General features: G+C 72.5%; 15 protein-coding genes and 2 pseudogenes. 10 read left to right on the top strand and 7 right to left on the bottom strand.

Annotation, left to right across the window (positions count from 1 at the left end; all coding sequences use genetic code 11):
- Positions 1–824, bottom strand: an 824-nt coding sequence (locus JGS39_RS12470; RefSeq protein ID WP_219568934.1) for a PHP domain-containing protein, incomplete at its 3' end; no start/stop codon positions are given.
- 90 nt (positions 825–914) lie between these two features.
- Positions 915–1,175, bottom strand: a pseudogene (locus JGS39_RS12465) (hypothetical protein); the annotation flags it as partial.
- 212 nt (positions 1,176–1,387) lie between these two features.
- Here JGS39_RS12465 and JGS39_RS12460 point away from each other — a divergent pair.
- Both JGS39_RS12460 and JGS39_RS12455 read left to right on the top strand, forming a co-directional pair.
- Positions 1,388–1,762 carry a hypothetical protein gene (locus JGS39_RS12460; RefSeq protein ID WP_219568931.1) on the top strand — a complete coding sequence of 125 codons (375 nt, stop codon included), beginning with the start codon at positions 1,388–1,390 and terminating at the stop codon, positions 1,760–1,762.
- Positions 1,763–1,773: 11 nt separating this feature from the next.
- Positions 1,774–2,412: pseudogene (locus tag JGS39_RS12455) on the top strand (nucleotidyl transferase AbiEii/AbiGii toxin family protein); the annotation flags it as partial.
- Between the two features lie 325 nt (positions 2,413–2,737).
- Here JGS39_RS12455 and JGS39_RS12450 read toward each other — a convergent pair.
- Both JGS39_RS12450 and JGS39_RS12445 read right to left on the bottom strand, forming a co-directional pair.
- On the bottom strand, positions 2,738–3,517 hold the full coding sequence (locus JGS39_RS12450; RefSeq protein WP_219568929.1) for a maleylpyruvate isomerase family mycothiol-dependent enzyme: 780 nt from the start codon (positions 3,515–3,517) through the stop codon (positions 2,738–2,740).
- Between the two features lie 40 nt (positions 3,518–3,557).
- A complete protein-coding gene (locus JGS39_RS12445; protein ID WP_219568928.1) occupies positions 3,558–4,115 on the bottom strand; it encodes a hypothetical protein in 558 nt (185 codons plus the stop codon).
- 140 nt (positions 4,116–4,255) lie between these two features.
- Here JGS39_RS12445 and JGS39_RS12440 point away from each other — a divergent pair, with 140 nt between their 5' ends.
- Positions 4,256–4,546, top strand: a complete 291-nt coding sequence (locus tag JGS39_RS12440; protein WP_148017523.1) for a hypothetical protein — start codon at positions 4,256–4,258, stop codon at positions 4,544–4,546.
- Between the two features lie 29 nt (positions 4,547–4,575).
- On the opposite strand, the gene JGS39_RS12435 is transcribed toward JGS39_RS12440, so the two are convergent.
- From JGS39_RS12435 to JGS39_RS12425, 3 genes are all read right to left on the bottom strand, one after another.
- Entirely contained in the window at positions 4,576–5,649 is a 1,074-nt protein-coding gene (locus JGS39_RS12435) for a prenyltransferase/squalene oxidase repeat-containing protein (RefSeq protein ID WP_219568927.1), read from the bottom strand.
- Complete coding sequence (locus tag JGS39_RS12430; protein WP_219568926.1) at positions 5,646–6,422, bottom strand: class I SAM-dependent methyltransferase; 777 nt, start codon at positions 6,420–6,422, stop codon at positions 5,646–5,648. Before JGS39_RS12430 ends, JGS39_RS12435 begins: the two co-directional genes overlap by 4 nt.
- A gap of 64 nt (positions 6,423–6,486) precedes the next feature.
- Positions 6,487–7,827 carry a glycosyltransferase family 4 protein gene (locus JGS39_RS12425; protein WP_219568925.1) on the bottom strand — a complete coding sequence of 447 codons (1,341 nt, stop codon included), beginning with the start codon at positions 7,825–7,827 and terminating at the stop codon, positions 6,487–6,489.
- A gap of 229 nt (positions 7,828–8,056) precedes the next feature.
- Here JGS39_RS12425 and JGS39_RS12420 point away from each other — a divergent pair, with 229 nt between their 5' ends.
- The 7 genes from JGS39_RS12420 (at position 8,057) to JGS39_RS12390 (ending at position 14,476) form a co-directional block, all read left to right on the top strand.
- Positions 8,057–8,668 carry a TetR family transcriptional regulator gene (locus tag JGS39_RS12420; RefSeq protein WP_219568933.1) on the top strand — a complete coding sequence of 204 codons (612 nt, stop codon included), beginning with the start codon at positions 8,057–8,059 and terminating at the stop codon, positions 8,666–8,668.
- A gap of 136 nt (positions 8,669–8,804) precedes the next feature.
- The gene (locus JGS39_RS12415) at positions 8,805–10,061 is read left to right on the top strand and encodes a substrate-binding domain-containing protein (RefSeq protein ID WP_219568924.1); all 1,257 of its coding nucleotides are present in this window, start codon (positions 8,805–8,807) and stop codon (positions 10,059–10,061) included.
- Between the two features lie 3 nt (positions 10,062–10,064).
- Positions 10,065–10,859, top strand: coding sequence for an ABC transporter ATP-binding protein (locus JGS39_RS12410; protein ID WP_219568923.1), 795 nt, complete (start codon positions 10,065–10,067; stop codon positions 10,857–10,859).
- Positions 10,856–11,599, top strand: coding sequence for an ABC transporter ATP-binding protein (locus JGS39_RS12405; protein WP_219568922.1), 744 nt, complete (start codon positions 10,856–10,858; stop codon positions 11,597–11,599). The genes JGS39_RS12410 and JGS39_RS12405 overlap by 4 nt, the downstream gene beginning before the upstream one ends.
- Positions 11,599–12,486: a branched-chain amino acid ABC transporter permease gene (locus tag JGS39_RS12400; RefSeq protein WP_219568921.1), complete on the top strand. Its 888-nt coding sequence runs from the start codon at positions 11,599–11,601 to the stop codon at positions 12,484–12,486. Before JGS39_RS12405 ends, JGS39_RS12400 begins: the two co-directional genes overlap by 1 nt.
- Positions 12,483–13,595: a branched-chain amino acid ABC transporter permease gene (locus JGS39_RS12395; RefSeq protein ID WP_219568920.1), complete on the top strand. Its 1,113-nt coding sequence runs from the start codon at positions 12,483–12,485 to the stop codon at positions 13,593–13,595. The genes JGS39_RS12400 and JGS39_RS12395 overlap by 4 nt, the downstream gene beginning before the upstream one ends.
- On the top strand, positions 13,592–14,476 hold the full coding sequence (locus JGS39_RS12390) for an alpha/beta fold hydrolase (RefSeq protein ID WP_219568919.1): 885 nt from the start codon (positions 13,592–13,594) through the stop codon (positions 14,474–14,476). Before JGS39_RS12395 ends, JGS39_RS12390 begins: the two co-directional genes overlap by 4 nt.
- Positions 14,477–14,502 lie beyond the last annotated feature (26 nt).

Raw genomic sequence — 14,502 nt, 5'->3', positions numbered from 1 at the left:
GGGTCGAGTCGTTCGGGGCGGCTGTTGATCTCGACCGCCGTGCCCGCCTCGGCGCACGCGGCGAAGACCTCCTCCGCGTCGAACTGTGACTCGGGGCGGCCCCGGCCGGTGAGGAGGCGGCCGGTGCAGTGGCCGAGGATGTTCGCCCGGGGGTGGCGGACCGCGGCGAGGAGGCGGCGGGTCATCGGAGCCGGGTCCATCCGCAGTTTGGAGTGGACGGAGACCACGACGACGTCCAGCCGTTCCAGCAGTTCCTCCTCCTGGTCGAGGGAGCCGTCGAGGTGGATGTCGCACTCGATGCCCGTCAGGAGCCGGAACGGCGCCCAGCGCTCGTTGAGTTCGGCGACCACGTCGAGCTGTTCCCGCAGCCGCTCCGGCGAGAGGCCGTTCGCGACCGTCAGCCGGGGCGAGTGGTCGGTGAGGACCGCCCAGTCGTGGCCGAGCTCCGCCGCCGTACGGCCCATCTCCTCGATCGGGCTGCCGCCGTCCGACCAGTCGGAGTGCAGATGGCAGTCGCCGCGCAGCAGGGCGAGCAGACGTTCGCCGCCCTCGGTGAGCGGGCCGTTCTCCTCCGCCTCGGTCTCCAGGCGTTCCAGGTAGGCGGGCGTCTGTCCGGCGACAGCCTCGCGGATCACCTGGGCGGTGCGGGGGCCGATGCCCTTGACCCGTTCCAGGGAGCCGTTCGTGACCCGCTCCACGGCCTCGCCGTCGGGCATCGCCGCCACGATGCGGGCGGCGGTCCGGAAGGCCTGGACGCGGTACGTCTCGCCCCTGCCGCGCTCCAGCAGGAAGGCGATCCGCTCCAGGGCCCTGACCGGGTCCATCGGCACCTCCTGGGGAAAAGGGTCGGGCATCCTGTCCAGCTTGGCCCAGGCCCGCCCCGCCCGCACACGGGCCGCGTCCCGCCGTACCGCTCAGCCGAAGGAGGACCGCGCCAGCCAGAAGTCCAGCAGCTCGACGCGGTCGCTGTCCGGGGCCAGACGGCGGTTGAAGACCAGCATCAGGTCGGTGAGCGGGCCCCGCAGCGCCACGGTCGCCTTCCCGTGCGCGCGGCGCCACGTGAAGCCGTCCTCGCCGAACTCGATGAGCCACTCGGCGTCCGGTACGTCCGTGGCGTGCAGGTGGATGGAGCGGCCTCCACCGCGCAGCTCCGCGGCCTCCGGGTCGCCCTCGGCCCGGGCGTGGGCGACGATGGGCAATCGCACAGCAAGCTTGAGGACAACCCGAGCGACTCGCGACGCAGACCATTAGGCTGGAGCTCGAACCGGGCCTGCTGCCCATCCGGCAGGCGGGGAAGCGGAAGCAGGCCCCCGGTGCACTCCTTGCGAGGCCTCGTTCCTCCCCGTCTCCGCGCCTACGGAGACTCCCACGGAAGGCGACCACTCCTATGCCCGCTCCAGACGCTGCTGACGCGCTCGCGCCGGGGGTGACCGATCCGTACAAGGTCAAGTTCGTGCGCCGGCTTCCTCGAGCGCTGGAGGAGCTGTACGGCCCCCGGCACGGCGTGGTCCAGCTTCCTGTGCACGTGGCGTGGTCAGGGCTGACCGCCTTCGACCTGGACCGACCCCGCTCCCGGATGAGCCTGTACCGCACCGTCCTGGCCGAAGGACTCCGCGACGACCTGTGCCGCTACCTCGAACGCGACCTGCTCCTCGAACTCTGGCCGGTCTTGCGCAACCTGATCGGCCGGGCGGTGCGAGATGCCTGGGAAGAATCCTTCCCCGAGCTGGCCCCTGCGACGGGTGGGGCCGCAGCCGCGTGAGAAAACCCGACATGCCGGAGCTCCACGCCCGGCTCCTGGACGAGGTCCTCACCCTCGGCTCGCCCTACCCCCTCGTCCTGACCGGCGGCTACGCAGTCCAGGCCCACCAACTGACCGCCCGCCCGAGCCAGGACCTCGACGTCGCCACCCAGAGCCCCGCCCCCATGGACGATATCGCCCGCACCCTCGGTGACAAGCTCACCGCGCGCGGCTGGGACGTAGAACTCCTGGAGACCGCCCCGCTCTCCGCCCGGTTTCTGGTCACCGACCCGTCCTCCGGTCAGACCTGCGAGGTCGACATCCTCAAGGAGGTCTTCTGGCACCCCGTCGTGCCCACCTCCTATGGGCCCGTCCTGTCCGAACAGGACGTCGTCGGCACCAAGGTTCGCGCCATCGCCGAACGCGGTGCCCCACGCGATCTCATCGACGTCTACGCGGCCTCCCGCCGCTGGACCACCGCCGATCTGGAACGGTTCGGCCGCCGCCACGCCCGCCCCGGCGGTCTCTTCGGTGAGGCTGAACTCCAGGCCCGCCTGGAGGGCGCCGACTGGTTCGAGGACGAAGCCTTCACCGCCTACGGGCTCGACGCCCCCGCCATCGCCGGCCTCCGCGCCTGGGCCGCAGCCTGGGCCGACGGCCTCGCCGCCCGCGCGGCCTCATCCGGCGACGACGGCGCCGGTTCGGCCCCAGCGCAGCACGACCCGGACGAGTACGGTCGCTGCGGCGACCGGATTGAGCTGCCCCTGCCATGGAGTTGTACGAGCAGGCGTTCACCGCCCTCGGCGAGCGGGCCGCTCTCCTCGGTCTCGGTCTCCAGCCGCTCCGGGTAGGCGGGCGTCTGCCCGGCGACGGCCTCGCGGATCACCTGGGCGGTGCGGGGGCCGAGGCCCTTGCCCCTTCCGGGGAAGGACGGCTGTCGTCCAGCTTGGCCCAGGCCCGCCCCGCCCGCACACGGGCCGCATCCCGCCGTACCGGTCAGCCGAAGGAGGACCGCGCCAGCCAGAAGTCCAGCAGCTCCGCGTCGCCCAGCAGCTCGACGCGGTCGCTGTCCGGGGCCAGGCGGCGGTTGAAGACCAGCATCAGGTCGGTGAGCGGGCCCCGCAGCGCCACGGTCGCCTTCCCGTGCGCGCGGCGCCACGTGAAGCCGTCCTCGCCGAACTCGACGAGCCACTCGGCGTCCGGTACGTCCGTGGCGTGCAGGTGGATGGAGCGGCCTCCACCGCGCAGCTCCGCGGCCTCCGGGTCGCCCTCGGCCTGGGCGTGGGCGACGATCTCCAGCCACTCGTCGATCGTGTCGGCGGCCAGGTCGGGCGCCATCGTGTACGGGACCTTCGCTGCCAGGGACGCGTCCGCCAGGTGGACGACCGTCTCCAGCGTCATTCGGCGCGCCCAGAAGCCGGCGCTGCGGTCCCGGTACCAGGACCAGACCTCCGCGTCCGGGCCCGCTTCCCTCAGCGCCTCGGCGGTCCCGGCCGCCCCGGCCGCCAGCCAGGCGTCGAGCACGGCGGGATCGTCCCCGTCGGGGGTGAACGCCGGCACCTGTTCGTCCGGAAGCTCCTCGGTGGCCCGGGTGCGGATGATCTCCCCGGCCCAGCGGTGCGCGCCGCCGACGTGGACAGCGAGGTCGCGCAGCGTCCACTCCGGGCAGGTCGGGACGGTCGCTTCGAGGTCCGCGCCGTTGATCGCCGTCCTCAACGAGTCGGTCAGCGAAACGATTTCGTCGCAGTAGCGCTCATGCGCGAGGGGGGTGGTCATGCCCGCACTCTAGTGCGGGCATGACCACCCCCACATGCGGTTATCCGCCGAGCTGCGAGGCGGACGGCACCTTGTCCTCGACCTCGGCGCCCGCGCTCTTCCCTGCGTCCTTGATGTTGTTGATGACGCTCTCGAACGCGCCGATGTCCCCGTCCCCCATCTCGCCCTTGCGAAGCTTGGTGGCCATGCCCTTGAGGGACGCGATGCCCGCGGTCAGCGGGGCGACGGCCTTCGACAGCAGCGGGTCGCCCTTGGCGTTCTCCGAGGCGGCCTTGAGCCGGTTGTAGGCGAAGCCGCCCGCGAGCCCTGCCTTGACCAGCGCGAAGGTCCGCCCGTCCGCACCCTTCTTGAACTTCCCGGCGCGGTACGGCTTGACGATCCACTGGTACGTCGCGCCCGCCGCGAGACCCGCGTTGGCGACGAACCGCGTCTTGGCGAACTTCTGCGCCTCGGCCGACGACGTGCCGGTGGGCGACGCCGAACTGCTCGCGCTGCTGCTGTTGCCGTCGTCGCTCCCGCACGCGGCGGTGCTCACCAGCACGGAGCAGGACAGCAGCAGCGCCACGAGCAGTCGGCGGAGCGGTACGGAACGGGGCACGGCGGGCCTCCCTGACCGGGCACATCACGGTGGGTGCCGGGTCCCGGCACTCCCCCGCAAGGCTGGCCGCGGCCGGCCCGTGCCGCCACCGGGGACCGCCGTCCGGGTTTCGTTCGGCCGAAAGCGGCAATCCGGAGTCCATGTCTTACAGACGAGGCAACGGAAGCAGTACCGCAGCACGTGTCATAGCCGTGGTGGCCGACATCATGGCTTTCATCATCGGCCTGTGGATCTTGATGTACCTGCTCGACGCCAACCGGGGCAACGACCTGGTCGACTTCGTGCAGCACAGCGCCCGGTGGCTCGCCGGCTGGTCGTACGACCTGTTCACCTTCGACGCGGCATGGGCCCGGGTCGTCTGCGGATACGGTCTTGCCGCCGTGGTGTACCTGTTCGTCGGGCACGCGGTGGCCGGCCGCATCCGGCACTGAGCAGCGCGCCGTGGGAGCAGTCGAGCCCCTCAGCCGCAGCAGTCGGGCTCAAGGCCCTTAGGCAGCCTCTCCCCGCTGAAGACCGCGGTGGTCGCCTCGTCCCCCCCGAGGGCGGCCACCGCCAGCAGGAGCGAACCGGCGGTCCACGCCGTTTGCTCCTCGGGCCAGAACGCCCGGTCGCCCTCGAAGACGTACCCCGTCCAGTACATCCCGCCCTCGGCCCGCAGGTGCTGGATCGACTGGAGGATCTCCAGGGCCCGGTCGGACTCGCCCATCACCCAGAGGGCCAGGGCCAGTTCACAGCTCTCGCCGCCGGTCACCCACGGGTTGGGCAGCACGCAGCGCACACCGAGGCCCGGGACGACGAAGCGCTCCCAGCCCTCGTCGATCCGCCGCTGGGCCGCCGGCCCGCCGATCGCACCCCCGAGGACCGGGTAGTACCAGTCCATCGAGTAATGGCTCTTGTCGAGGAAGCGCTCCGGGTGGCTGCGGATCGCGTGCCCCAGTGCCCCGGTCGCCAACTCCCAGTCGGGCTGCGGCTCTTCACGGAACTCGGCGATGGCGAGCGCACAGCGCAGGGCCTGGTGGATGGAGGAGGAGCCGGTCAGCAGCGCGTCCGTCACCGGGGTGCCGTCGGCTTCCCGCTTCCAGCCGATCTGCCCACCGGGCTGCTGGAGCCGCAGGACGAACTCGACGGCGGCGAAGACCGTCGGCCACATCCGGTCGACGAACGCGTCGTCGCCCGTGGCGAGGTAGTGGTGCCAGACGCCGACGGCCACGTAGGCGCAGAAGTTGGTCTCCAGGCCCCGGTCGGTCGGCTGCTGTGGGTCGCCGTCGTGGTAGGCCGCGTACCAGGAGCCGTCCTCGTTCTGGTTGCGGGCGAGCCACTCGTACGCGCGTTCCGCGGCGGCGTGCTCGCCGGCCGCGTCCAGGGCCATGGCGGCCTCGGTGTGGTCCCACGGGTCGAGGTGATGGCCGCGGAACCACGGGATCGCGCCGTCGTCGCACTGCACGGCGAGGACCGCAGCGACGGTCTCGGCAGCCTCCCCGGCGGTGAGCACTCCGGGCAGGACGAGGTGTTCGGTCCGCTCGGGAAGACTCACGCCTCGGCCCTGGCGGAGTCGTCGGCCCGCGCGGGGGCCGGGGCGGCCGCGGCGACGGGCAGGTGCGGCTTGGTCGCGTAGGCCACGAAGGACTTGCCGACGACCGGGTTGAGCAGCTGCTCGGCGACCCGGGTGACCGTCGGCTTCTTCATGATGTCCCAGACGAGCAGCTTGTGGTACGCCCGCACCGGCAGCGCCTTGTCGTTGTCGACACCGAAGGCGCACTTGAGCCACCAGTACGGCGAGTGCAGGGCGTGGGCGTGATGGCTGCCGTACGGCTTGAGGCCGGCGCCGCGGATCTTGCCCAGCAGTTCGTCGGCCTTGTAGATGCGGATGTGACCGCCCTCCACCTCGTGGTAGGCGTCGGAGAGCGTCCAGCAGACCTTCTCGGGGCCGTAGCGCGGCACGGTGATCGCGATCCGGCCGCCGGGCTTCAGGACCCGGACCATCTCGGCGAGCACGCCCTTGTCGTCCGGGATGTGCTCCATGACCTCGGAGATGATCACGACGTCGAAGGACGCGTCGGGGAACGGCAGGTTGAGCGCGTCGCCCTCCATCGCGGTGGCGGTGGCACCCTCGGGCGCCTCCCCGGCCTCCTTCATCGCGGCGAACCACTTCGCGACCTCGCGGATCTCCTCCCCGTTCTGGTCGAGCGCCACGACCTGGGCGCCGCGCCGGTAGCACTCGAAGGCGTGGCGTCCGGCGCCGCAGCCCAGGTCGAGCACTCGGTCGCCTGCGGCGAGCGGGAAGCGGGTGAAGTCCACGGTCAGCACGAATGCCTGCTTTCGCGGTCGAGGGGTCGGAGTCGGAGAGGAAGGATGCGGGTGAGGAGCGTCGTCACCTTCGGCCGCCGGGGCCGGTCGCGGCGCGGGCCGCGATCGCCTCCCGGTACAGCGCGGCCGTGCCGATGGCCGCCTGCTTCCAGGTGAACCGGGCGAGGACCCGTGCGCGGCCCGCCGCCCCGAGCCGGGTACGCAGCTCCGGGTCGCCGAGCAGCCGGCCGAGCGCGTCGGCCAGGGCGCCGGGGTCGGCGGGCGGGACCGCCAGACAGGTTTCGCCGTCCGGGCCCGCGACCTCGGGGATCGCACCGCCGGTGGTGGCGACGAGCGGGGTGCCGGTGGCCATGGCCTCGGCGGCGGGCAGCGAGAAGCCCTCGTACAGCGAGGGGACGCAGGCGATCTGGGCGCTGCGCACCAGGTCGACGAGTTCGGTGTCGCTGATGCCCTTGACGAACTCGACGGCGTCCCCGAGTCCGTGCCGTTCGATGGCCTGGGCGACCGGGCCGTCCTCGGCGCGGCGGCCGACGACGACCAGGTGCGCGGCGGGGTTGTCGGTACGGAGCTTGGCCAGCGCCTCGACGAGGTGGACGAGGCCCTTGAGCGGGACGTCGGCGCTGGAGGTGGTGACGATCCGGCCGGGCACCTCGGCGACGGATGCGTCGGGCGACCACAGATCGGTGTCGGCGCCGATGTGCACGACACGGACGCGACGGGGGTCCACACCGAGGTGGTCGACGATCTCCTGCTTGGAGGAGCCCGAGACGGTGAGCACGGACGGCAGTTTGCGCGCGACCCGCTTCTGCATGCGGGTGAAGGCGTACCAGCGGCGTACCGAGGCGCGGCGGCGACGGGTCGGGGCGGCGTCCAGGTCGAGCTGCCGGTCGACGGTGATCGGGTGGTGGATCGTGGTGACGAGCGGGGCGCCCAGGTCGGCGAGGAGCCCGTAGCCGAGCGTCTGGTTGTCGTGGATCACGTCGAACTCGCCGCGCCGGGCCGCGAGGTGGCGCCGGGCTCGCAGGCTGAAGGTGAGCGGTTCGGGGAAGCCGCCGGTCCACATGGTGGCGACCTCGGCGGCGTCGATCCAGTCGCGGTACTCGCCGCGCTTCGGGGTGCGGAACGGGTCGGGCTGCCGGTAGAGGTCCAGGCTCGGCAGCTCGGTGAGCGGGACGCCCTCGTCGAGCACGGGATAGGGCTGGGCGCCGATCACCTCGACGCTGTGGCCGAGACGGGCGAGCTCCCGGGCGAGGTGGCGTACGTAGACGCCCTGGCCGCCGCAGTACGGATTGCCCTTGTACGTGAGGAGCGCGATGCGCAGGGGCCGGTCGCCGGCCGGGCCGGCGCCTGCGTCCGACGTATCGGCGCCCGTACGGGGGCCCGACTCTATGGCCTCAGCGGTCACACTCGGCCCCCTTCTCACTGCGTGTCCGCCGGAGCGTATCCGCTCGCGCTAATCTAGAACAAGTTATAGACCGGACCGTTCAATGAGCTACGAATCTACCGGCAGGTAGCAACGGTACAACGGCCGGATCAGGTGATTCGCGCCACGGCACACACCCTGGCATGCTGTGCGCCGCCGGACCGGCCGCCGCAGCCTCGCGGCCGCGGAGAGAAGCCTCGGGATGGAACACATGACAGCGGAAGCCAGACCGGCATCGCCACCCCTGACGGAACGCCAGGAGGCCCGCCGCCGCCGTATCCTGCACGCCAGCGCCCAGCTCGCCAGCAGGGGCGGGTTCGAGGCCGTCCAGATGCGCGAGGTGGCGGAGGCCGCGGGGGTGGCCCTGGGCACCCTGTACCGCTACTTCCCGTCCAAGGTCCATCTGCTGGTCGCCACCATGCAGGACCAGCTCCAGCACATGCACGGCACGCTCCGCAAACGGCCCCCGGCCGGGGACGACGCGGCGGAACGGGTCGCCGACACCCTGATGCGGGCCTTCCGCGCGATGCAGCGCGAACCGCATCTGGCGGACGCGATGGTGCGCGCCCTGACCTTCGCCGACCGCAGCGTCAGCCCCGAGGTGGACACGGTCTCGCGGCTCACGACGGCGATCATCCTGGACGCGATGGGGCTGGAGCACCCGACGCTCGAACAGCTCTCGGCCGTCCGGGTCATCGAGCACACCTGGCACTCGGCACTGATCACCTGGCTGTCCGGCCGGGCGTCGATCGCGCAGGTCAAGATCGACATCGAGACGGTCTGCCGGCTGATCGACCTGACGGAACCGGATCCGGCTCCCTGACTCGATCCCAACCCTGCCCATGTGCGGCGCCCACACGCCTCCCGGGTCAGGTGGGGTTCCCTGCACCATATCGACGACGGCACGGTCTTCATACGGTTCGGCGACATCACAGGAACACGCCGAGGAGCCGGTCACCATGCGTCGCAGAACCAGCCGAGCCAGCAGATCCCGCAGATCCCTCACCGACATCCGTGCCGTCGCCGTCCTGGCCGCCGCCGGTCTGCTGCTGACCGGCTGCACCGCCGCCGGCACGGCGGGCGACTCCGGGGCCGGCGGGTCCGGGAAGTCCGACGACGCGACCGTGAAGGTCGGCCTGGTCTACTCCCGGACCGGACTGCTCGCGGACTACGGCAAGCAGTACCGCGACGGCTTCATGGCAGGCCTGGACTACGCGACCAAGGGCACCGGCAAGGTCGCCGGCCACCGCATCGAGGCCACCGAGCAGGACGACGCGGGTGACCCCGGCAAGGCCGTCTCCGCCGCGAAGAACCTGATCGGCAAGGGCTACAAGGTGCTGGCCGGCACCACCGACTCCGGCGTCGCCCTCCAGATGGCACCGCTCGCCGCGCAGAACAAGGTGCTGTACGTCAGCGGCCCGGCGGCCACCGACGCGGTGACCGGCGTCAACGACTACACGTTCCGCTCGGGCCGGCAGTCCTACCAGGACATCCTGACGGCGGGCGCGATGCTCGGCGACGCCGGGGGCAAGAAGGTCACGGTCCTCGCCCAGGACTCCACGTTCGGCCAGGCCAACGTCGCCGCCGTGAAGGCGGTGCTCGGCGCGAAGGGCGCGAAGGTCGGCTCCGTGCTGGCGCCGCCCAGTGCGACGGACCTCACCCCGTTCGCCCGGCAGGTCAAGGCGGGCGGGCCGGACCTGGTCTTCGTCGCCTGGGCCGGCTCGACCGCCCCGGCGCTGTGGACCGCGCTGGACCAGCAGGGCGTGCTGGGCGCGGGCAAGGTCGTCACCGGGCTCGCCGGGACCGCCTCGTACCCGGTCTTCGGGGCGGCCGGGGCCAAGGTGTCGTTCCTGGCGCACTACTTCCCGGGTGCGGGCGGCGGCAACGCCGTGGAGAAGGCCATGCTCGAATCGGTGACGAAGGCCGGCGGCACGCCCGACCTGTTCACCCCGGACGGCTTCGCCGCCGCCCAGATGATCGTGCACGCCGTCGCCGAGGGCAGCGCCACCGACCCGGACGCGATGGTGAAGGCCCTGGAGGGCTGGACCTTCGACGGGGCCAAGGGCAAGCAGCAGGTCCGGGCCGAGGACCACGCGCTGCTCCAGCCGATGTTCGTGGCCCGGCTGTCCGGCAAGGGCGCCGCCCTGAAGCCGGAGCTGCTGGACACCGAGGCGATGGACACCGTGGCGCCGCCCGCGAAGCCCTCGGCGGGCTGAACCGTGAGCGCACCCCACACCCCCGGGCGCCAGGACGGCGGCCCGGCGGACCCCGCGGACCCGGTGCTCCGGCTGGACGGAACCGGCTGGAGCGTCGGCGGCGCGACCATCGTCCAGGACATCACCCTGAGCGTCCGCGAGGGCGAGTTCCTCGCCTTCATCGGCCCCAACGGGGCGGGCAAGACATCCCTGTTCAACCTGATCAGCGGACTGACCCTGCCCACCGCCGGCACGATCGCGCTGGACGGCGCGGACATCACGGACCGGCCCGCGCACCTCCGCGCCCGGCGCGGCATCGGCCGGACGTTCCAGACCTCCAGCCTCTGGCCCGCGATGACGGTGGCCGACCACGTCCGGCTGGCCGCGCAGGCCGCCCGGGGCGGCTCGTACCGCCTCTGGCGGCGCGCCGACCCGTTCACCGCCGATGTCGCCGGAGTTCTGGAGCGCACCGGTCTCGGCCACCGGGCCCGGGCCACGGCCGCCGAACTGTCGCACGGCGAGAAGCGGAAGCTGGAGCTCGCCGTGCTGCTGGTGGGCGAGCCCCGGCTGATGCTGCTCGACGAGCCGATGGCCGGGGTGAGCGCCGAGGAGGTCCCGGCGCTGACCGAACTGATCCGCACCCTGCACCGGGAGGAGGGCCGCACGGTCCTCATGGTCGAGCACCACATGGATGTCCTGCTGGGCCTCGCGGACCGGCTCGCCGTGATGCACCACGGGCGCCTCCTCGCCCTGGACACCCCCGAAGCCGTGACCGCCGACCCGACCGTGCAGCAGGCCTACCTCGGGGAGGGGCTGTGACGGAGCAACCCCTGCTCGACGTGACGGACCTGCGGGTCCTGATCGGTGGCCGCCACATCCTGCACGGCGTCGGCCTGGACGTCGCCGGCCACGGCGTGACCGCCCTGCTCGGCCGCAACGGGGCCGGCAAGACCACGACCGTACGGGGCATCCTCGGCCTCGTCCCGCGCAGCGGCAGCGTCCGCCTCGACGGCGAGGAGACCGTGGCGCTGCCGACGCACGCGCTGGTCCGGCGCGGGATCGGCTACGCCCCCGAGGACCGGGGCGTCTTCGCCGGGCTGACCGTGGCGGAGAACCTGCGGCTGGCGGAACGGCGCGGCGCGGGCGAGCCGGCCTACGCACTGGTCCATGAACTCTTCCCCGAACTGAAGCAGCGGGCGCGGCAGTTGGCCGGGACACTGTCCGGCGGCCAGCAGCAGATGGTCGCCATCGGCCGCACCCTGCTCAACACCAACCGGCTGATCATCGCGGACGAACCGACCAAGGGCCTCGCGCCGAAGGTGGTCACCGAGGTCGCACAGGTGCTGGAGCGGGCCGCCGAGGCGGTGCCGGTGCTGCTCGTGGAGCAGAACCTCGCCGTCGTGCGCCGGCTGGCCGCGCACTGTGTCGTGCTGGCCGACGGCCGGACCGCTCACCGGGGCCCGGCGGACGAACTGCTCGGCGACGCGGAGGCGGCCCGCAGGCTGCTCGGCGTGGGCCACGGACCGCTGACCCCTCACACCGCGGAGGCGGATTCCTGATGTCCACCCTCGTCCTGCTCACCATGACCGGACTCGGTCTGGGGGCCCTCTACTTCCTCATCGCGTCCGGACTCTCCCTGATCTTCGGCCTGATGGACGTCCTCAACTTCGCGCACGGGGCGCTGCTGTCCATCGGTGCGTACGGCACCTGGTGGGCGGCGTCCGGGAACCTGCCCGGCGCGGGACCCGGCGGCGCCGGCTTCGTCCTCGCGGTCCTGTTCGGTACGGCGGTGGGCACCGCGGCCGCCGTACTCCTGGAACTCGCCGTCGTCCGCCCGCTCTACACCCGGCCGCGCGAGCAGGTGCTGGCCACGGTCGGGGTGGGGCTCGCCGTCCCGGCGCTGCTGTCGGGCATCTGGGGCCCGGACGCCCGGACCTTCCCCGGGCCCGAGGCCCTGTCCGGCACCTTCGGGCTGCTGGGCGCCCAGGTCCCGGTCAACCGCCTCGTCCTGATCGCGGCGGCCGTCGTGGTCCTGGTGGCGCTCCGGCTCTTCCTGGGCCGGACCCGGCACGGACTCGTCGTACGGGCGGGCGTCGAGGACCGGGCCATGGTCACCGCGCTCGGCATCGACGTCCGCAGGGCGTTCACGCTCGTCTTCGCGATCGGGGGCTGCGCCGCGGCCCTCGGCGGGGCGCTGGGCGGGCTGTACTTCGGCTCGGTCGACCCCCGCCAGGGCACCTCGCTGCTGATCTTCGCGTTCGTCGTCGTGGTCACCGGCGGCATGGGTTCGGTGACCGGCGCCGCCGTGGCGTCCGTCGTCATCGGCCTGGTCCAGCAGTTCGCCAACTACTACACCGCCGCGGGCCTCGGCGATCTGGCGGTCGTCGTCCTGCTCGCCGCGCTGCTGCTGATCCGCCCGCGCGGACTGACGGGGAGGCTCGCGTGAGCACCCCCACCACCGAGACACACGAGCGCACCGAAGGCCCTGTCACCCCGGCGCCTCGGGCCGGCACACCCCGGCTGCTGCGCTGGTGGCCCGCCGCCGTCCTGCTGCTCCTGGTCGTCGCACCGTTCAGCGCCGTGCCCGTGCCCGGACTGCTGGACGGTCCGCTCGGCAGCGCGGGCAGTCTCCAGCTCCTCGCCACCTGCCTCCTGTTCGGCGCGCTGGCCACGGGCTACGACCTTCTGCTCGGGCGCACCGGACTGCTCTCGTTCGGCCACGCCCTGTACTTCGCCTCGGGCAGTTACGCCACCAACGTGTTCCTGCTGGAGGCGGGTCTGCCCTTCGCGCTCGCCGCGGTCCTCGGCCTGCTCTTCGGCATCGCACTGGCCCTCGTGCTGGGGTCGGTGAGCCTGCGCGTCACCGGCATCGGGTTCTCCATGGTGACCCTGGCCTTCGCCCAGGCGGGCTCGATCCTGGTGTCCCGCAACCCCGGCGGTATCACCGGCGGCGAGGAGGGCCGGGCGGCTCCGGCCGGTCTGCTGCCGTCCTGGCTCGTCGGCATCGACCACACCGCGAATCTCTACTGGATCGCGCTGGCCTACCTCGTGCTGACCCTGTCCGTCGTCGCCTGGGCGGTCCGCTCCCCCACCGGCCGCGTCTGGGAGGGCATCAAGGAGAACGAGCGCCGGGTGGAGGTGCTGGGCCTGAAACCGTACGGCTTCAAGCTGACGGCCTTCGTGGTCGCGGGCGCGCTCGCCGCGCTCGGCGGCATCGTGCACCTGCTCCTGACCGGCGGTTCCACGCCCCAGACCACCACCTCCGACTTCACGCTGTCGCTGCTGGTGATGGTGGTGCTGGGCGGTTCGGGCACCCGCTGGGGCCCGATGGTCGGCGGGATCCTCTACACGTGGGCGGACCACCGGCTGGGCGATCTGGCCGGCTCGGGCACGGTCGCCGACCTGCCCGCGGTGCTCCGCGTCCCGCTCTCCCAGCCGCTGTTCCTGCTGGGCGTGCTGTTCGTCGCCGTGGTACATCTGCTGCCCGGCGGCCTGGCCCGGCTGCCGTCCAGGCTGAGGGCCGTCGCCCACCGGAAGGAGACCGCAGACCAGTGATTGCGTACGAGGAGATCAAAGTCCCCGTGAGCGGGGGCGAGTTGGCCGCACTGCGCTGGCCGGCCACCGATCCGCAGGCGCCGACGGTGGTGGCGCTGCACGGCATCACCGCCAACGCGCTCTCCTGGGCCGCGGTGGCCCGGCAGCTGGCCGGCCGCGTCACGCTGATCGCCCCCGACCTGCGGGGCAGGGCGGGGAGTTCGGGCCTCCCGGGCCCGTACGGCATCGCCGCGCACACGGACGACGTGGCCGCCCTGACCGAGGCGCTGGGCCTGGAGCGGGTGGTACTGGCCGGCCACTCGATGGGCGCGTTCGTGGCGGCGCTGGCCGCGGTGAGGCACCCGGACCGCTTCGGCCCGCTGCTGCTCGTCGACGGCGGCATCGGTTTCCCCGCGCCCACACACCTGACGCCCGACGAGCTGCTGACGGCGGTGATCGGCCCGGCGATGGACCGGCTGTCGATGACCTTCACGGACCGGGCCGCCTACCGCGCCTTCTGGCGGGCGCATCCGGCGTTCGCGGGCGCGTGGTCGGACGAGGTGGACGCGTACATCCAGCGCGACCTGACGGGCGAGGAGCCCGCCCTGCGCTCGTCCTGCCGGATCGAGGCGATCCGCGCGGACGGCGTCGGCCTGTTCGGCGAGGAGGTGCTCACGGCGGTACGGAAGCTGCCCGTCGGGGCGACCCTGCTGTGGGCGGCGCGCGGCCTGATGGACGAGGAGCAGGGGCTGTACGACGAGGACCGGCTCGCGGCGGCGGACCTGGGCGGGACCCGGGTGGAGCCGGTACCGATGAAGGACGTGAACCACTACACGGTCCTCACGGGCGAGCGGGGCGGACGGGAGATCGCCGACCGGCTGGTAAAGCTCGCACGGGCATGAGGGGTGGGCCCGGCCGAGGGCCGGGC

It is taken from the genome of Streptomyces poriferorum (genome assembly GCF_019399235.1).
GTDB classification, from domain to species: Bacteria; Actinomycetota; Actinomycetes; order Streptomycetales; family Streptomycetaceae; genus Streptomyces; species Streptomyces poriferorum.
This window is presented reverse-complemented; position numbering and strand designations above follow the sequence as displayed.